The following is a 17,640-nucleotide window of genomic DNA, read 5'->3' as shown; positions in this document are numbered from 1 at the left end:
TTATCCACGTTCAGTCGTATTTTTTGATATTAAAGCAATACGACTGTAACAACACTTTTTCTCCTAATATTACCGATAATCCCTGTTCTTACCCCGCGTACATTTCTGCAACAACAACTAAAATGATTCTTTTTCACCCAATTAATTTCATTTATTACACTAAAAGTGTGATAAATGTTGAACTATGATAACTAACAGTGATAAATACCTGTATATGTATCCAGTTGGAATTCATTTTTCTTGGCAAATTTCTCAACCCATTTCACGGTTGCAGCAATTGTTAGTGGCTTAACAGCAACCACACTTTTGTCTGCTGACCATATTAGCCCCAGCATCGCACTATGGATGACCTTTTTTGGCACCACTGGTGGGCTTCTTCCTGACATTGATTCAGACCATTCAACATCAATGAAAGCCTTATTCACACTCTTGGCTGGCTTTTGTTGCTTTATACTCGTCAGTCATATTTACACCCAAGTGGCAATGCTAGAACTGATTCTTTACGTTGTATCATTATTTGTCACTATACGTTATTTTGGAAAAACTGTTTTTGATCGCTGCACCGTACATAGAGGTGCATGTCATTCCATAGCATTTGTAACGCTAATTGCTTTATGTTGTGTACATATTTGCGTGTTACTTGGCCACACTGCAACTGATAGCTGGTTAGCTGGCGGATTTGTTTTACTCGGTGGCATCGTACATTTAGCATTAGATGAAATATATAGCGTCGATCTGTCAAATAAACGCTTAAAATCATCTTTTGGTACAGCACTCAAGCCATTTGCTTTTACAAAACCATTTATCAGTCTTGCTCAAGTTATAGCGATTGTTATTCTGTTTGATATTGCACCAAGTTATGATGGCGCTTTACAAGTCGTCACTAACTGGAATCATTTCAAATTTACTCCGGTATGGTTCAATATTGATGATGCAAAGCAATGGTTAATACATATGTTTTATATTACACCACATGATTTGCATGCCTTTTATCAACGGTTTTAATCCCCACTAAATTTCTTACCGATAATGTAAAGTATGGTCTTTCACTACTGTACTTTACATTTATTACACCGACACGATCACAAGGCAATCGTTTGCTTTTTTACTGGTAGTCCAAGAATGAACCTAGTATTATGCTCAATAAGATGAGTGATTAAGGTGACTTCTATCTAAAGCACTCTGTATTTCGATGTCTTCATTTTGAAATAGGAATTTCACCATGAGCCTTGCCGATCAAGTTCTTGCCGTCAATGACGACCTTCCAATTCGTACTGAAAAACCCGTTCACAGTGGTAAAGTACGCTCCGTTTATTGGTTAACAGAAGCAGACAGTCGTCGCCTTATTCAACAAAAAGGCTACAATGTTCAACCTGATGCCCCCTTAGCAATAATGATCATTAGCGATCGTATATCTGCATTTGATTGTATTTGGCATGGTGAAGGTGGCTTGAAAGGCGTTCCAGGTAAAGGAGCTGCACTCAATGCAATCTCAAACCATTGGTTTAAACTATTTAGTGATAATGGTTTAGCTGATAGTCATATTCTTGATATTCCCCACCCTTTCGTATGGATAGTACAAAAAGCCAAACCAGTAATGGTTGAAGCTATTTGTCGTCAATATATTACTGGCTCAATGTGGCGTGCATATAATCAAGGGGAACGTCAATTCTGTGGTATTCAACTGCCAGAAGGATTACAAAAAGATCAGAAGTTACCACAATTACTGATGACACCCTCAACGAAGGGTATTCTAAAAGGTATTCCTAATGTCCCTGAAGCTGATGATGTTAACGTCACTCGTGAAGATTTAATTAACAATTACCAAGCATTTAATTTCCGCAATATCGACGATATCAATTATTACGAAAAGCTATTAGCAGATGGATTTAATGTTATTAGTAACGAGCTATCAAAATTAGATCAAATTTTTGTCGATACTAAATTTGAATTTGGTTATGTCACAGATGCTAATGGTAATGAAAAACTAATTTACATGGATGAAGTTGGTACGCCCGATTCATCACGTATTTGGGATGGCGCAGCATACCGCGATGGACAGATTATTGAAAATTCCAAAGAAGATTTCCGTCAAGTTTTATTAAACTATTTCCCTGACCCAGATATTTTATTAAATAAAGAACGTATGCCTGAACGTTTTGCTCTAGCTGCAAATAACGATCTTCCTCAAGAGCTACTAATGCAGATATCTAAAATCTATACGAGCATTGCTGAAAAAATCACAGGTAAGCCAATTACACTAAGCCAAGATCCTAAAGCCGAAATTATTGATATTTTACAACGGGAATATCAGTTAATTGATTAATGAAATCCAGAGAGCTATTTAATTAGCTCTCTAGCTTAAATGTGTACAGCTGTTCATATTTAAAACTTAAATATTACATAACAAGTCCCCTTCTTCACATTATTCTTCAAAGGAATAATATCAAGCAAGCTTATCCCCCTCATAAAAATAAACATATAAAACAAATAAAGCCACACAAACCAACAACAGCCTCAAAAACACAAACAAAAAACCAACATAAAACTCATTTTACACCCATTGAATATTGACACATCTTGTTTTAAATATTTATTTAATTATACATATCAATATTTACTGTTAACAATTAGGCGTAATATCAAAAAGTCACAATTTTAATAGTGAAATAGTGCATTTATTAATTGAATAAGCACAGGGGTATAATTTATGATCACATCGCAATTAGAATTGATATAAATATTTATAAGAACTCATTTTTTACATTTAACAATCTCAGGAGGTTTTATGAGCAGTATTACTGATCCTACTGCCAAGAAAACACGCAGCCGCGAATGGAAAATGTTCCTTTTTATTACCATTTTTCTTTTCCCTATTTTAAGCGTCATTTTCGTTGGTGGTTATGGTTTCACCGTATGGATGTTGCAATTGTTTGTCTTTGGCCCTCCCGGTCACGGTGGTTAATTCCCTACTTCACGCTGCAAGCATCATTTAAAGAGAAACAATAATGAAAGCATTTTTAAAAAAAGCTTGGCTAACCCTATCACGCCCAAGCGTTCATATTAGCCTTGGTGTCCTAGCCCTTGGCGGCTTTGTTGCGGGTATTATTTTCTGGGGTGGGTTTAACACCGCACTTGAAAAAACCAATACCGAAGAATTTTGCGTAAGCTGCCACGCCGACAATGTCGTGCCTGAATACGTAAATACCATTCATGATAAAAACCGTTCAGGTGTTCGAGCAACGTGTCCAGATTGTCATGTACCCCATGATTGGACAGATAAGATCTCACGTAAAATACAAGCAAGTAAGGAAGTGTTTGCTCACTTCGCTGGTTTTATTGATACCCCTGAAAAATTTGAAGATCGCCGTATTGTGCTTGCTCAGCATGAATGGGAACGCTTTAAAGCTAATGGCTCACAGGAATGTCGTGATTGTCACGACTACAAAGGCATGGATTTCGAAAAAATGTCTCCTGTTGCTCGTGTACAAATGAAAAATGCCGCAGAACGTGATCAAAGCTGTGTCGATTGTCATAAAGGTATTGCCCACCACTTACCAAAAAATATGGACACCAGTGGCGGCATGATTTCCGAACTTGTCCAACTATCGCATGGTACCGACTACAGCAAAGGCGAAGAAATCTATAGCGTCCGCTTCCTTCCTGTTTATGAAGATAAAGCGATGAAAGTTGAGGCAGGTATTTTAAATCCAGCTTCTGGCGTGAAAGTAATTGATGAAACTGATGATGCAGTAGAAGTTGAAATTGCAGGTTGGCGTAAAGACAAAGGTTACGGCCGCGTGATTCAGGAAGATTTTGGTATGAATATTCCGGTTGCTTCTCTACTGAAAGAATCTGCACAAAATGACAAAGTGGTTGATAAATACGAAGAGAAAGTCGATGACTTAACGGGTCTTCCTTGGCAACGTGTAACCGCAAAAGTATGGATGCCTAAAGATTCATTAATTAACGACATTAGTCCGGTTTGGGCACAAGCAAAAACAGCTTACACCACCAACTGTTCAGTGTGTCATACCCAACCAGCAGAAGGCCACTTTGATGCCAATACATGGCCTGGAATGTTTAACGGTATGTTGGCATTTGTAAACTTTGACCGTGATAGCGAAGCCATTGTGTTGAAGTACTTACAAAAGCACTCTTCTGACTTTTCTAATGGCCAACACTAAGCATTGATGGAGTAAATACTATGTCTGTATCAAGACGCTGTTTTCTAAAAGGCATTGCAACAACAAGTGCGGCTACTGTGATTGGTCCAAGTCTACTCGCCTCTGCAAAAGTATTTGCTAGCGATGAGATTGGTCAAGGTACTTGGCGTTATTCTGGTTCTCACTGGGGTGCTTTCCGCGCTCAGATCTATGCCGGAAAAGTGCAACAAATTGAAGCCATTGAAATAGATAAAAACCCAACTGAAATGCTAAAAGGCATTAAAGGTATTATCTATAACCCATCACGCGTTCGTTACCCAATGGTACGCCTAGACTGGCTCAAAAAGCATAAGTTTAGTGGCGAAACTCGTGGTAATAATCGCTTTGTGCGTGTGACATGGGATGAAGCATTAGATCTGTTCTACCGTGAACTTGAGCGTATTCAAAAAGACTACGGTCCATGGGCATTACACGCAGGTCAAACTGGCTGGCGTCAAACGGGTCAATTCCATAGCTGTACTAGCCACATGCAACGTGCTGTAGGTATGCATGGTAACTACATCACCAAAGTTGGCGACTATTCCACAGGTGCAGGTCAAACCATCATGCCTTATGTGCTTGGTTCGACAGAAGTGTATGCTCAAGGTACATCATGGTCTGAAATTTTAGACAACAGTAAGAACATTATTTTATGGGCTAACGATCCCGTTAAAAACTTACAAGTTGGTTGGAACTGTGAAACCCACGAATCCTACCCTTACCTTGCACAACTAAAAGAAAAAGTAGCTAAAGGTGAAATTAATGTTATTTCGGTTGATCCCGTTAAAAACAAGACTCAACGTTACTTAGAAAACACTCATCTTTACATTCATCCACAAACCGACGTGCCGTTTATGTTGGGTGTGGCACACACGCTTTACACTGAGAATCTTTATGATAAAGAATTCATCAAGATGTATTGCTTGGGCTTTGATGAATTTATTGGTTACGTAAAAGGCGAAACCAAAGATAAAGTAGAGAAAACCCCAGAATGGGCAGCTGAAATTTGTGGCGTGCCTGCAGATCAAATCCGTGAATTTGCCCGTATGCTGGTTAAAGAGCGTACTCAAATTCTGTTTGGTTGGTGTATTCAACGTCAAGAACATGGTGAACAACCTTACTGGATGGGAGCAGTTATTGCAGCCATGGTTGGCCAAATTGGCTTACCTGGTGGTGGTATCTCTTACGGTCACCACTATTCTGGTATCGGCGTTCCTTCAACAGGGTTTGCTGCACCAGGTGGTTTCCCACGTAACGTTGATGAAGGTCAAAAACCGAAGTGGGATAACAATGATTTTAACGGTTATAGCCGTACTATCCCTGTAGCACGCTTTGTTGACTGTATTTTAGAACCAGGTAAAGAAATTAAGTACAACGGTTCTAAAGTCATTTTACCTGACTACAAAATGATGGTAATCAGTGGTAACAACCCTTGGCATCATCACCAAGATCGTAACCGTATGAAACAAGCATTCCAAAAATTGCAAACAGTGATCACCATTGATTTTGCATGGACTGCTACCTGTCGTTTCTCTGATATCGTACTACCAGCATGTACTCAATTTGAACGAAATGATATTGATGTAATGGGTTCATACAGTGGTCGTGGTTTAATCGCGATGCAAAAATTAGTTGATCCGTTATACCAATCAAAAACTGACTTTGATATTTTCACTGAATTATCACGTCGTTTTGGTAAAAATAAAGAATACACCCGCGATATGGATGAAATGCAGTGGGTACAATCACTATATAACGATTGTCGTAAAGCGAATGCTGGCAAATTCGATATGCCTGAGTTTGACGTATTCTGGCAACAAGGCTTTTTAGATTTTGGTACAGGTAAACCTTGGGTTCGTCATGCTGATTTCCGTCAAGATCCTGAAATCAATGCACTTGGCACCCCTTCTGGTTTCATTGAAATATCAAGCCGTAAAATTGCGCGTTATGGATATGAACACTGTCAAGGCCACCCAATGTGGTTTGAAAAGACAGAACGTTCTCATGGTGGCCCAGGTTCTGATAAACACCCATTCTGGATGCAATCTTGTCACCCTGACAAACGTTTGCACTCACAAATGTGTGAATCAGATGAATTCCGCGCAACTTATACTGTTCAAGGCCGTGAGCCGGTATACATAAACCCTAAAGATGCTGCTACAAAAGGCATCAAAGACGGTGATGTTGTACGCGTGTTTAACGATCGTGGCCAATTGCTTGCGGGTGCCGTACTGACAGATAGTTACCCACAAGGCGTGGTACGAATCGAAGAAGGCGCTTGGTATGGTCCATTAAATGAAAAGGTTGGTTCGATTGATACTTATGGCGATCCAAACACATTAACGATGGATATTCCAACCTCTGAATTAGCACAAGCAACCAGCGCCCAAACTTGCTTGGTTAGCATTGAGAAATTCAAAGGCGAGTTACCACCAGTGACAGCATTTGGTGGACCGATTGAAGAATACTAAATATTAATCCTGTTTAGTTATATCAAGCCCTAACATTCTGTTGGGGCTTATTTTACTAATAATTAACGCTGCAGCGCAGTTTTAATTAACGCACAACTAAACGCTTGTAAGGCATAAGCATTTTTCTTTGCCACATCAAGGCTCGGGGTATTTATCAATTGAATTAAATATTCTATATACAGAACAGATAACGAATGAGATAAAACATCTAATGAAATATGCCAATGGTCTTCGCTAAAGGCAGTATTAATTTTACCTTTAATTTTACCCGCTAAGCTTATTTTTAATAGTCTTACAGCATTTGACCACTCATCACCGAATTGCGCAGCTAATGAGCGTCGCCCTCCTGTTCTCTGAATCGCTAACATAGACATAGATATTATTGAATGATGAGGATTTTGACTTAACCAATCATCTTCGGTGACTAAACCCACTAAAAGGCGATCAAAAATATCACTATGCATTTCAACAAACACATCTAGCTTACAACTATAGTACCTATAAAATGTTGATTTGCTTACTTCTGCTTTATCAATAATCGCCGTTACTAAAATCTCACCGTAATTATAACTAACTAATAACTCTCTAAATGCTGATAATATGCGTCTTCGACTACGATTTTTCGCCATTAATTTATTAATCCATCTGTAAACCAATTTCCAATGCTATAAATAAAGTAACAACGAATACAATAACTAAATCTAATAATGGGACAATTTAAGGTTTTTGTCTCATTTGAAACAAAACTGGCTAAACGTTTCTCTGGTTATTAATAACAAATAAGTACACTTAACCATCAATATATAAATGATAAAGGTTAAGTATGAGTTATTATCACCAACGCCGCACACTATTAGAAAAAATACCACTAGCATCGTCTGCAACAGGTATTTTAGGATTAACATCAACAGCTATAAATGCTGAAAAAACAATAACTAATGCCATATTCCCAGAAATAGATCCTAAGAAACTCAATATTGGTATTTTTATTTATCCTCATATGACGATGTTAGATGCATATGCACCATTACAAGCATTAGCAATAAGTAAACAATTCAATGTGTTTACATTTGCAAAGACACAGCAACTGCTACCATCGGATGCTAATGTAAATTTAGTACCTAATTATAGTTTTTCTAATTGCCCCAATATCGACGTTCTTATCGTGCCTGGCAGCGCAAATCCATTAGAGCAACTAAACGATATTGAAGTTATTAACTATATTAAAGAAGTCGGTAATCAAGCAAAATATATTACATCAGTCTGTACAGGTGCACTTATACTTGCAGAGGCAGGGCTATTGGATAACTTTAGTACGACAATCCATTGGGCTTATTCTGACATATTAAAATACTACCCTAATGTTACTTATATAAATCAAAGAGTAGTCAAGGATAGAAACCGTATTAGTGGTGGAGGAATAACTGCTGGACTTGATTTTTCTTTAGCATTAATTGCTGAAATTTCAAATGCGAGCACAGCTCAAGCACTTGAATTACTCTTAGAATATGACCCTCAGCCACCATTTAACACTGGTAATCATAATACTGCTCCCCCTAAATTAAAAAATCAGATTCAACAAAAAGTACATCATATAGCTAAAGATCTTTTTGAACGTAATCGCATATCATTGAAAATTTAATCTCTAACATATTTTATAAAGCGTAAGTATGTATACGTACGCTTTATTTTATTAAAAAATAGAATGTTCCCACTCCCCCAATAAATGATCAACCCATGTCCCGCAATACTATCTTTTGCTACAGCCATAAGATTATAAATAACGACATTTGTTTGTTTTTTGTCAAACTTATTGTGTACATATTGATCAAATTAAGCGTATAAGCGAAAATTAACTTATAGGCACGGAGGTTTATAACAATTATATGATTATGGATATTTGACTTTAAAGGTACATTATATGTCAGGCTTCGCCTACCCTTACACTTGCCCATTAATTGATACACAAATAGGTCGAGCAAAAGGTGATTTAACGACTTATGCTCGCGATTTATTACGTTCTTACAACGTGGAAATCAGTGGCCAAGAAATGCTGCTCGCAGGTGAGGAATTATTTAGTGCGCTTAGTGATATTTTTGAAAAAACACGTACAGCAAATGAAGATATGCGCACAGCAGCTCACAAACAGATTGTGGCATTAGAAGCAGAAAATATGGAATTACGTGCGTTACTATATTGCCAACGCATGGCGAGTTAAATTTAAATGAACCATAAAAAAAGCCACCAAAGACGGTGGCTTAGTAATATTTACAACTTACATATTAAACATCGTAAGTGGTAGAAGCTGTGTCACCACCAGTACCAGTCCAATTAGTATGGAAGAACTGTCCACGAGGCTGATCAATACGCTCATAAGTGTGAGCACCGAAGTAGTCACGTTGCGCTTGGATCATGTTCGCTGGTAGGTTTGCAGTGGTGTAACCATCTAGGAAGGTTAATGCAGACGTCATTGTTGGCATTGGTAAACCAATTTCCATCGCTTTTGATGCAACTTTACGCCATGCTGGCATGCTGCTTAGCAGAATATCTTTGAAGTATGTATCTGAACCAAGGAATTTAATTTCTGGGTTCGCCTCATATGCATCACGGATATTACCAAGGAATGCACTACGAATAATACAACCACCACGCCACATTAGCGCCACGTTGCCGTAGTTAAGATCCCAGTTAAATTCTTCTGAAGCTTCGCGAATTAACATAAAGCCTTGTGCATAAGAGATGATCTTAGAAGCAAGTAGCGCTTGACGTAATGCATCAACCCACTCTTTCTTATCACCATCAATCTTAGCGATTGTTTTACCAAATAAGCTTTCAGCTTCTACGCGTTGATCTTTCATTGAAGATACGCAACGTGCGAATACTGCTTCAGTGATCAGTGTTAGTGGAATACCTAAATCAAGAGCATTAATACCTGTCCACTTACCTGTGCCTTTTTGGCCAGCAGTATCAAGGATTTTCTCAACTAATGGTTGACCATCTTCATCTTTATAGCCAAGGATATCAGCTGTAATTTCAACTAAGTAGCTATCTAGTTCAGTATTATTCCACTCTTGGAAAATCGCTTGCATCTCATCATGAGACAGCGCTAAGCCTGATTTCATAAAGTGGTATGCTTCGCTGATTAACTGCATGTCACCATATTCGATGCCATTGTGAACCATTTTAACAAAGTGACCAGCACCATCTTTACCTACCCAATCACAACAAGGCTCACCAGCAGCTGTTTTAGCTGAGATCGCTTGGAAGATAGGTTTGATTGCAGGCCATGCTGCTTCAGAGCCACCAGGCATGATAGATGGACCAAAACGCGCACCTTCTTCACCACCAGAAACGCCAGAACCTACGTATAATAAACCTTTAGCTTCAAGCTCAGCAACACGACGGTTAGTATCAGGATAGTTTGAGTTACCACCATCAATGATGATGTCACCTTTATCTAATAGTGGTACAAGTTGATCGATAAATGCATCAACAACATCACCAGCACGGACCATTAACATGATTTTACGTGGTGCTTCTAACTTAGATACTAAATCTTCTAGTGATGTTGCACCGATAATATTAGTACCCTTTGCTGGTCCTTCTAAGAACTCTTCTACTTTAGAAACAGTACGGTTAAACGCAACAACTTTAAAGCCATGGTCATTCATATTAAGGATCAAGTTTTGACCCATAACTGCTAAACCAATTACACCGATATCGCCTTTCATATTATTCTCCTTGTGCAAGCAGTTTTGCTGCTGCTGCATCTAAATACCATTCTGTTTCGCCATGAGAGGCTTTAATTTTTGCCGCCGGATAAGCTAACTCTTCCGCCGGTGTACTATTTATTTCATGTAAGACTTCAGCCTTACCTTCACCCAATACCAAATAGGTAATACGATCAGCATTTTCAAGTAAACGTGCTGTTTTTGAAATGCGCTGTTGACCGCTTTGTGGTTGAGTCGCTATCACTGCTAATGCAGGATCATCAAAGTTGGTTTGATTCGGAAATAAAGAAGCAGTGTGACCATCGCCACCCATACCTAATAAAATCCAATCAAACGCAGGCAAACCATGCTTGTGTGGAATCACTGCATCCATTTCTGCAGCAAAACGGGCACATTCAGCAACAGGTTCTACTTCACCACGAATACGATGAATATTCGCAGCGGGAATCGCAACATGCTTGAATAGTAACTCATTCGCTTCACCGAAATTACTTTCAGCATCAGTCGGTGCTACACATCGCTCATCACCCCACCAGAAGTGAAGGTTATTCCATTGAATACTGTTAGCAAAAGGGGCTTGCGCCAATGCTTTAAACAATAATTTAGGCGTACTCCCTCCTGACAATGAAATGTGGACAGCTTGAGCTTGTAGGCTCATCGCTCGCATGGTTTCAGCTAGAGAAACGACCACATCCTGAGGGGTATCAAACACTTTATAATTAATCATGCTTATAACTCACAATAATCCGTATTGGCTAAGTTTTTACATGGGAAGCGCCATTGACGGCCATCATTAGTTAATAGCTCATCCGCTTCTTTAGGTCCCCAAGTGCCAGCAGCATAACCAAATAGGTGCTCTGGTTGCTCTTTATGATCAAGAATTGGCTGTACGAATTTCCAACATGCTTTCACTGCATCAGTACGCGCAAATAACGTTGCATCTTGTTTCATGCAATCTAATAATAAACGCTCATAAGCAGTTAGCATATTCATAGATTCAAGTTTATCGTAATGGAAATCCATTGATACTTCTTGAGTCTCGAACCCCGCACCTGGCTTTTTCAAACCAAAGCTCATCAAGATACCTTCATCAGGTTGAATACGAATAATCAACTTGTTCTCAGCCGATTTAGCTGCAAACACTGGGTGAGGTGTTTTCTTAAAATGAATAACGACTTCAGTAACACGAGTAGGCAATCGCTTACCGGTACGTACATAGAACGGTACACCGTTCCAACGCCAGTTTTCGATAAACATCTTCATGCCCACGTACGTTTCAGTACGTGATTCGTCATTAACACCGTGTTCTTGGCGATACCCAGGAAGATGTTTACCACGAACATCAGACTCAGTATATTGACCTAAGACTAAGTTTTTATGTAAATCATCGTCAGATAAAGGTTTAAAGCTTTGCATCACTTTAACCACTTCATCACGAATAGAATCAGCATTAATTGCTGCTGGTGACTCCATACCAACCATTGCTAATACTTGTAGTAAATGGTTTTGGAACATGTCACGTACAGCGCCAGCACCATCGTAATAGCCGCCGCGATCTTCAACACCCAATGATTCAGATGCAGTGATTTCAACGAAATCAATAAAGTTACGGTTCCATAATGGCTCAAACATGCCGTTAGCAAAGCGGAAAACTAATAAGTTTTGTACCGTTTCTTTACCTAGGTAGTGGTCAATACGATAGATTTGATGTTCTTGGAAGCAAGCATGAATTTGTTTATCTAAAGCAATTGCAGACTCAAGATCATAACCAAATGGCTTTTCAACAATCAGATTTTTCCAACCGTCAGCTTCATCATTAAGACCATGAGCAGCAAGGCATTCTGGAATTACACCATAAAGGCTAGGTGGTGTTGCAAGATAAAATACTGCATTACCACGAGTATGGTGGGTATCTTTAAATATATCTAAACGCTGCTTTAATACTGCATATTGTTCAGTATCAGAAGTGTTTAAGGCTTGATAATATAAGTGCTGACAAAACTTCGTCAATGTCGCTGCATCTGTTTTTTCATTTTCTTCTAATGCAGAACGAAGCTTGTCACGAAACTCCTGATCGCTATATGCCGTACGACTAACACCTAAAATTGCGAAATCTTCTGGCAATAAACCATTAGCGTATAAGTGATAGAACGCAGGGATTAATTTTCGATGAGTCAAATCGCCTGACGCACCAAAAATCACAATTGCGTTATTTTCTGGTTTAACCATGTAATGTTCCCATTTATTTACAGATCATTCGATCTGGTACAGCAATCAATTGCTTGGTATAACGGGCATTATTATGCCGTAATTTTAAATTTGTTATCTGTTTTTCGTGATAAAAATTGAAAATTTTTGTTATACCTTAATTATCATTTCAGTCGATTAGCGCATCAAATCTGTAGCATTTATCGCTAATATATTAACATACCAGATAATTTAGTGCTGTTTGCTATTTTCTATGCTGTGTATGTTAACAATTATTGACAACAGTGGTAGACGAAAAAACCTATTAGTTTGATAGGTTTTTCCATCAACATAATTGATTCTTGCAGCTAACCATTACTCTACCAAGTTCTATTAAAACCGTCTAAGTGTGAAGATAAAATTCGACCAATGCAATCGATTACTTGAGTACAACCAGAGAATCAAACACTGTCTGCTATATTTTTAATCATATTCTGTGGCTATTTTTATACGGCAGCATTAGCTCAACGCTTGATAAGCTACACGATGGCGGTTATTATGCCCGCAATTTCAGCCACCTAATTTTGGTGGTTTTTTCGTTATAAAGCGCATCCATTCAATAATGGTCACGCTAATATTTCATAGCAAACAGGTTATCCCATGTCTAAATTTTTCTATAAAGGTCGCATCGAAAAAAAGCCAAAACACAGCAGCTGTGGCTACAACACGAAGCGCGAAACTAAGCTTGGCACGGAAACCAACCCACTCACATTGATTGTGAACACAGAAGAACGTCAACAAGAACTAGAAGTGCAACTTGCAGAACACCAGCTTTTTGCAACCATCACAGTAGATACTGACGCTGTAGAAGACATTGCAGAACTTACTGCAACATTAAATAAGCCAACCACGACAACATTTGATAAAACACCTAATCGAAATGATCCTTGCTCATGTGGTAGCGGTAAGAAATACAAAAAATGTTGCGGTAAATAATTTCACTAATAAAGAACAGGAGCAGAAGTTCCTGTTTTTCCCCTCGAATCACTATACCTACTGCAAAAATATTATTACTAGGTATACAATCTCGCCTCAATTTCTAAAGTAGATATCCATATGAGCAAAAAAAGTCAGGGTTACTCTTGCGTAGGCCTTTTCAATCCCAAAACACCTGAAAACGTCGGCTCTGTTATGCGTGCAGCTGGCTGTTATGGCGTGAACTCTGTCTTTTATACTGGTACTCGTTATGATCATGCTGCGCAATTTTGTACAGATACCAAAAATGTGGCGCTTGATATTCCTTTAATTGGCGTTGAAGATCTAAAAGCAATCATTCCTGTCGGCTGTGTGCCCGTTGCAGTAGATTTAATTGATGATGCCAAACCATTACCAGAATATAAACACCCTCGACGTGCCTTTTATATTTTTGGTCCTGAAGACGGTACATTAAAAAAAGATATCACTGATTTTTGTCGTGAAACAATTTACGTACCAACTAAAGGCTGTATGAATTTAGCCGCGGCTGTAAATGTGATTTTATATGATCGCATGGCGAAAGGTGATAACTACTCGAACCATAAATAGGCTCACTACAGGTAAACCACTGCAATATCTATTATCACATTGCAGTGGCTCTATTTTATCGTTCAAGACCTGTTTTCTCATAGAAACGGCGTTTATCTTTATACATCGCTTTATCTGCAACTAAGCAAACTTGATCTGCTGGGTTTTGATCAGTACTAGAATAACCAACAGCAAAATGTACCTCAACGTGTTCTCCATTTGGTAAACAAGCGTAATTGATTTTCTCTCGAACTTTTTCTAATCGGTGCCATAAAACAGAACAACTATCTCGATCACCTGCTTCAAGAATAATAGCAAATTCATCTCCTCCTAAACGATAAACTTTATCTGTTATACGGCATGTTTCTACCAGAAGCTGACTGGTTTTAATTAATAAAGCATCACCCATATGATGCCCATAATTATCATTCGCTCGTTTTAATCCATTAACATCTAACATAAATAAACCAAAATGACGTTTTGGATAACGATTGAATAATTGAATATGCTCTTCTAAATCATGATCAAACGCTTTTCTATTAGCAATTCCAGTAAGTGAATCTGTTATAGCAATACGAGCCAATTCACTATTTAATAATCGGCCTTCTAATTCAGCTGATAGCTGTCGAATAAATAGTGAAATAACTTCAAAATCATCTCGCTTTAATTTCGCATATTGCATCACGATAATACCCACGATTTCGTTTTGACTATTTTTCACTTTAAAACAATGTAAATATTCGTCACCATCCGGCAAGCAGTAATAATCACTATAATGTTCTTCTGGTCGTATTTCATTCTCTTCTAGGCGTGCTTTATCAATATTCTCACATGCCCATTGATTTTTATTATCAGCATAAGTTTTCATTGCCCATCCAGCAGTAGGATATAAAGCAACAACTTGCGTCATTACAGTCTCAATAATATCACCAGTTTGAAGATCATGACTGAATGATAACAATGACTGTAACATTGAGCGTCGATGTTCTTCTCTAAATAATGAATTACTGAGTGCTAGTGTCTTTTCGGCAACCTTGCGCTCTAACTCATCATTAAAATTAACTAATTGTAAATTTGCTTTTTCTTTCTCTAAATATGCAGTATTTAATTCACTATTAGTAACGGCTAAATCAGCAACTTGTGCTTGAATCGTTTTAGCCATATTACGAATTAACCTGTCTACCATAAAGAACTCAGCAAAGCGTAATTCTCGTCCTGAACGCTGGTATTCTCCGCGTGAATATGCCCGTACAGTTTCCATTAATCCACCGAGAGGCCGAGCTATCCAGCGATATGTTAACCCTGCACTAAAAAAAGCCAATAAAACAATCATAACCCCAAAAAATGTAATATATTTCAAGGATTTGATATATGGATTCACGCCTAAATACTTATCCATATACACTTTCATAGTGTACTCAATCGGCTTTGAAATATATTTATTATCCAGTTTTATTTTTATAACTTTATTTATTGTTGGTACATGAAGGTCTACTTTACTATTAGAGATAACAATATTATTCATTTTATTATTTTGAAAAACAACTCGTTCCCCGTTTTTCAAATAAGGCTGTAATACCTTAATAATATTTTCTATTGGAACAACGACAATTAAATATCCCAGCGGTACTCGCTTCAACCCATTAGTCATAGACTGAAAAATAGGCACACCAATAATAATACCACGACGACTTGGATTATACTTTAATGGCATCAAGCTTTCGCTATTATAATAAAATACCCATTGGCGACCTTTCGCTTTATTTTTTGATATTCGATGAAGAAGTACATCTTTTAATTTAGTAAAAGATGATAAACCATGAATACCGTTATAGCTTTCAATTTCAGACCATTGATCATCAATTAAATAAGCAGCCTGAACTAAAGGTGTATTCTTAACTAACGATCCTAAAGAAGCATTAACATGACCTGCAAGAAAAAAGTTATCAATAGCTTGAACAAATAACCTATCTCGTGATAATACATCTAAGCTTGTTGATAATAATGAAAAACGATAATCAAATTCTTGTTCAATGGTATTAGATAGTCTTGCAAGCATATCAATACGATAATTAGCTTCAACATCTGACTGTTGTTTTAAAAGCAATCCACCAACAATTGTAGCAGGTAAAACAGCTATTGTTAGCATTAGTAACGCTAACGAGGACTTTAAGCGTAACTTCATCATTTCTTATCCAACTTTTCAAGCTGTTCAATCGCCATATTCTGCATATGTGTCGCTGAATATTCAGCTGTGGCTCCAGCTTGATAACGTTGAAATCCAATCGCAAGGGCTTGCCAAGCAATTGACATATTCAATACTGATGGCATCGGTTCTGTTAACGCCATTTGTTGAAACATAACCAAACTATCTCCCTTAGCTTTTTTGCTAAGTTCTTGAAAATATGCTCTGGAAATAGGTAGTAACTGTGTTTTCTCATACACTAACCGCTGATTATCTTGTTGTTGAACAAATTCAGAAAACTCTTTAATTAAATGCTGCATTATTTTCGCATGTTGCGTGTAATTAGGAAGAGCCAGTACAAATGTACTTGACATCGGGTGCATGACTTTACCATCAACTTTCGGTAATAAAGCCACACCTAAGTCACTACCCAGCATATTTTTCAAATCATGATACGCCCAATCGCCATTGATAGAATAAGCACTTTTACCATTCACAAAATCCAATTGGGAACAACGATAGTCGCACTCTGGATTAACAATTCCTTGATCAGCTAAATAATGATAGTACTTTAACGCTTGAATCATCGCTGGTGTATTAAGTGTAATTTTACCATTCGTGATAGGTTGCCCATCAAATGCAGATAAAAATGGCATAAAATAATACATATCATTGTAGTTCCACCCCATCGGCATAATATTTTTTTTAATAAACTGATTTTTAGCTAAAATAATATCGTTAAAATCGGTCGCTGGGTGTTGTACGTATTTTTTATTGTAATATAACAATAGAAAATTACCTTGAATAAGAGGTATTCCCCAGTAAGATCCTTGTAGTTTAACCGTATCCCTTACTGCTGGAGTAAGGTTTTCGCGATACCACCGTTGAGGAATAGGATATAATTTCATCAGGTTGTGCATACCCAAAAAATCAGAGGGAATAATAATAATATCAGGCAACCCTCCATCTTCAGCACTTAATAATATTTCAGCTTTTATCTCTGAGGGGTCAAGCTGAATAACAGATATATTAACATCATGTTTTTTTTTAAATTTATTGGCCATTATCGTCATAAAGTCACGATTTTGATGAGATGACCAAATTGTTAGTGTTTGTGTCGCGAATATAGTTTTTGAAAATAGTAATATACTTAAGAGAATAACTCGATTAATAGTCTTTAATAGTTTGTCAGACATAGTATTAATTAAACCTAAATATTTTTATATTAATAATTTTTTGTTGTAACATTGTCTATATGACAAACATAGATTGAATAACAATTGTCAACCTAATATTTT

The 17,640-nt window shown here is 37.6% G+C and carries 15 protein-coding genes; 9 read left to right on the top strand and 6 right to left on the bottom strand.

Annotated features, from left to right (window positions below; genetic code table 11):
* The first annotated feature begins 240 nt into the window (after positions 1–240).
* The 5 genes from C0W29_RS15535 to torA all read left to right on the top strand — a co-directional run bounded on the left by C0W29_RS15535 (position 241) and on the right by torA (position 6,676).
* Positions 241–1,005, top strand: coding sequence for a metal-dependent hydrolase (locus C0W29_RS15535; protein ID WP_045045615.1), 765 nt, complete (start codon positions 241–243; stop codon positions 1,003–1,005).
* A gap of 217 nt (positions 1,006–1,222) precedes the next feature.
* Positions 1,223–2,326 (top strand): phosphoribosylaminoimidazolesuccinocarboxamide synthase, encoded by a 1,104-nt coding sequence (locus tag C0W29_RS15530; protein WP_045043657.1) that lies wholly within the window; start codon positions 1,223–1,225, stop codon positions 2,324–2,326.
* A 462-nt stretch (positions 2,327–2,788) separates the two neighbouring features.
* Positions 2,789–2,965, top strand: a complete 177-nt coding sequence (torE, locus tag C0W29_RS15525) for a trimethylamine N-oxide reductase system protein TorE (protein WP_036794120.1) — start codon at positions 2,789–2,791, stop codon at positions 2,963–2,965.
* A 43-nt stretch (positions 2,966–3,008) separates the two neighbouring features.
* Positions 3,009–4,187: a pentaheme c-type cytochrome TorC gene (gene torC / locus C0W29_RS15520; protein WP_036794118.1), complete on the top strand. Its 1,179-nt coding sequence runs from the start codon at positions 3,009–3,011 to the stop codon at positions 4,185–4,187.
* A gap of 20 nt (positions 4,188–4,207) precedes the next feature.
* Positions 4,208–6,676, top strand: a complete 2,469-nt coding sequence (gene torA / locus C0W29_RS15515; protein WP_045045614.1) for a trimethylamine-N-oxide reductase TorA — start codon at positions 4,208–4,210, stop codon at positions 6,674–6,676.
* A gap of 62 nt (positions 6,677–6,738) precedes the next feature.
* Here the strand turns inward: torA and C0W29_RS15510 are convergent, their stop codons facing one another.
* Entirely contained in the window at positions 6,739–7,305 is a 567-nt protein-coding gene (locus C0W29_RS15510) for a TetR/AcrR family transcriptional regulator (protein WP_045045613.1), read from the bottom strand.
* Positions 7,306–7,499: 194 nt separating this feature from the next.
* On the opposite strand from C0W29_RS15510, the gene C0W29_RS15505 reads away from it, so the two are divergent.
* Positions 7,500–8,318, top strand: coding sequence for a DJ-1/PfpI family protein (locus C0W29_RS15505; protein WP_080895455.1), 819 nt, complete (start codon positions 7,500–7,502; stop codon positions 8,316–8,318).
* A 279-nt stretch (positions 8,319–8,597) separates the two neighbouring features.
* A complete protein-coding gene (locus C0W29_RS15500) occupies positions 8,598–8,894 on the top strand; it encodes a hypothetical protein (protein WP_036794112.1) in 297 nt (98 codons plus the stop codon).
* A gap of 64 nt (positions 8,895–8,958) precedes the next feature.
* Here the strand turns inward: C0W29_RS15500 and gnd are convergent, their stop codons facing one another.
* From gnd to zwf, 3 genes are read right to left on the bottom strand one after another with little or no spacing between them, the layout of a single operon-like run.
* Entirely contained in the window at positions 8,959–10,407 is a 1,449-nt protein-coding gene (gene gnd / locus C0W29_RS15495) for a decarboxylating NADP(+)-dependent phosphogluconate dehydrogenase (RefSeq protein ID WP_036794110.1), read from the bottom strand.
* A gap of 1 nt (position 10,408) precedes the next feature.
* The gene (gene pgl / locus C0W29_RS15490; protein WP_045045612.1) at positions 10,409–11,134 is read right to left on the bottom strand and encodes a 6-phosphogluconolactonase; all 726 of its coding nucleotides are present in this window, start codon (positions 11,132–11,134) and stop codon (positions 10,409–10,411) included.
* Positions 11,135–11,136: 2 nt separating this feature from the next.
* On the bottom strand, positions 11,137–12,636 hold the full coding sequence (zwf, locus tag C0W29_RS15485; RefSeq protein ID WP_045043654.1) for a glucose-6-phosphate dehydrogenase: 1,500 nt from the start codon (positions 12,634–12,636) through the stop codon (positions 11,137–11,139).
* 618 nt (positions 12,637–13,254) lie between these two features.
* On the opposite strand from zwf, the gene C0W29_RS15480 reads away from it, so the two are divergent.
* Positions 13,255–13,590, top strand: coding sequence for a PBPRA1643 family SWIM/SEC-C metal-binding motif protein (locus tag C0W29_RS15480; RefSeq protein ID WP_036794106.1), 336 nt, complete (start codon positions 13,255–13,257; stop codon positions 13,588–13,590).
* A 120-nt stretch (positions 13,591–13,710) separates the two neighbouring features.
* Complete coding sequence (locus C0W29_RS15475; RefSeq protein ID WP_045043652.1) at positions 13,711–14,178, top strand: RNA methyltransferase; 468 nt, start codon at positions 13,711–13,713, stop codon at positions 14,176–14,178.
* 55 nt (positions 14,179–14,233) lie between these two features.
* Here C0W29_RS15475 and C0W29_RS15470 read toward each other — a convergent pair whose 3' ends face one another.
* Positions 14,234–16,345 (bottom strand): diguanylate cyclase domain-containing protein, encoded by a 2,112-nt coding sequence (locus C0W29_RS15470; protein WP_235869035.1) that lies wholly within the window; start codon positions 16,343–16,345, stop codon positions 14,234–14,236.
* On the bottom strand, positions 16,342–17,406 hold the full coding sequence (locus C0W29_RS15465; protein ID WP_235869034.1) for a sugar ABC transporter substrate-binding protein: 1,065 nt from the start codon (positions 17,404–17,406) through the stop codon (positions 16,342–16,344). The genes C0W29_RS15470 and C0W29_RS15465 overlap by 4 nt, the downstream gene beginning before the upstream one ends.
* Positions 17,407–17,640: the final 234 nt, after the last annotated feature.

This window comes from Photobacterium kishitanii, from assembly GCF_003026355.1.
GTDB lineage: Bacteria > Pseudomonadota > Gammaproteobacteria > Enterobacterales > Vibrionaceae > Photobacterium > Photobacterium kishitanii.
Note: the sequence above shows the minus strand (reverse complement) of the source record. Positions and strands in the feature narration are given on the sequence as shown.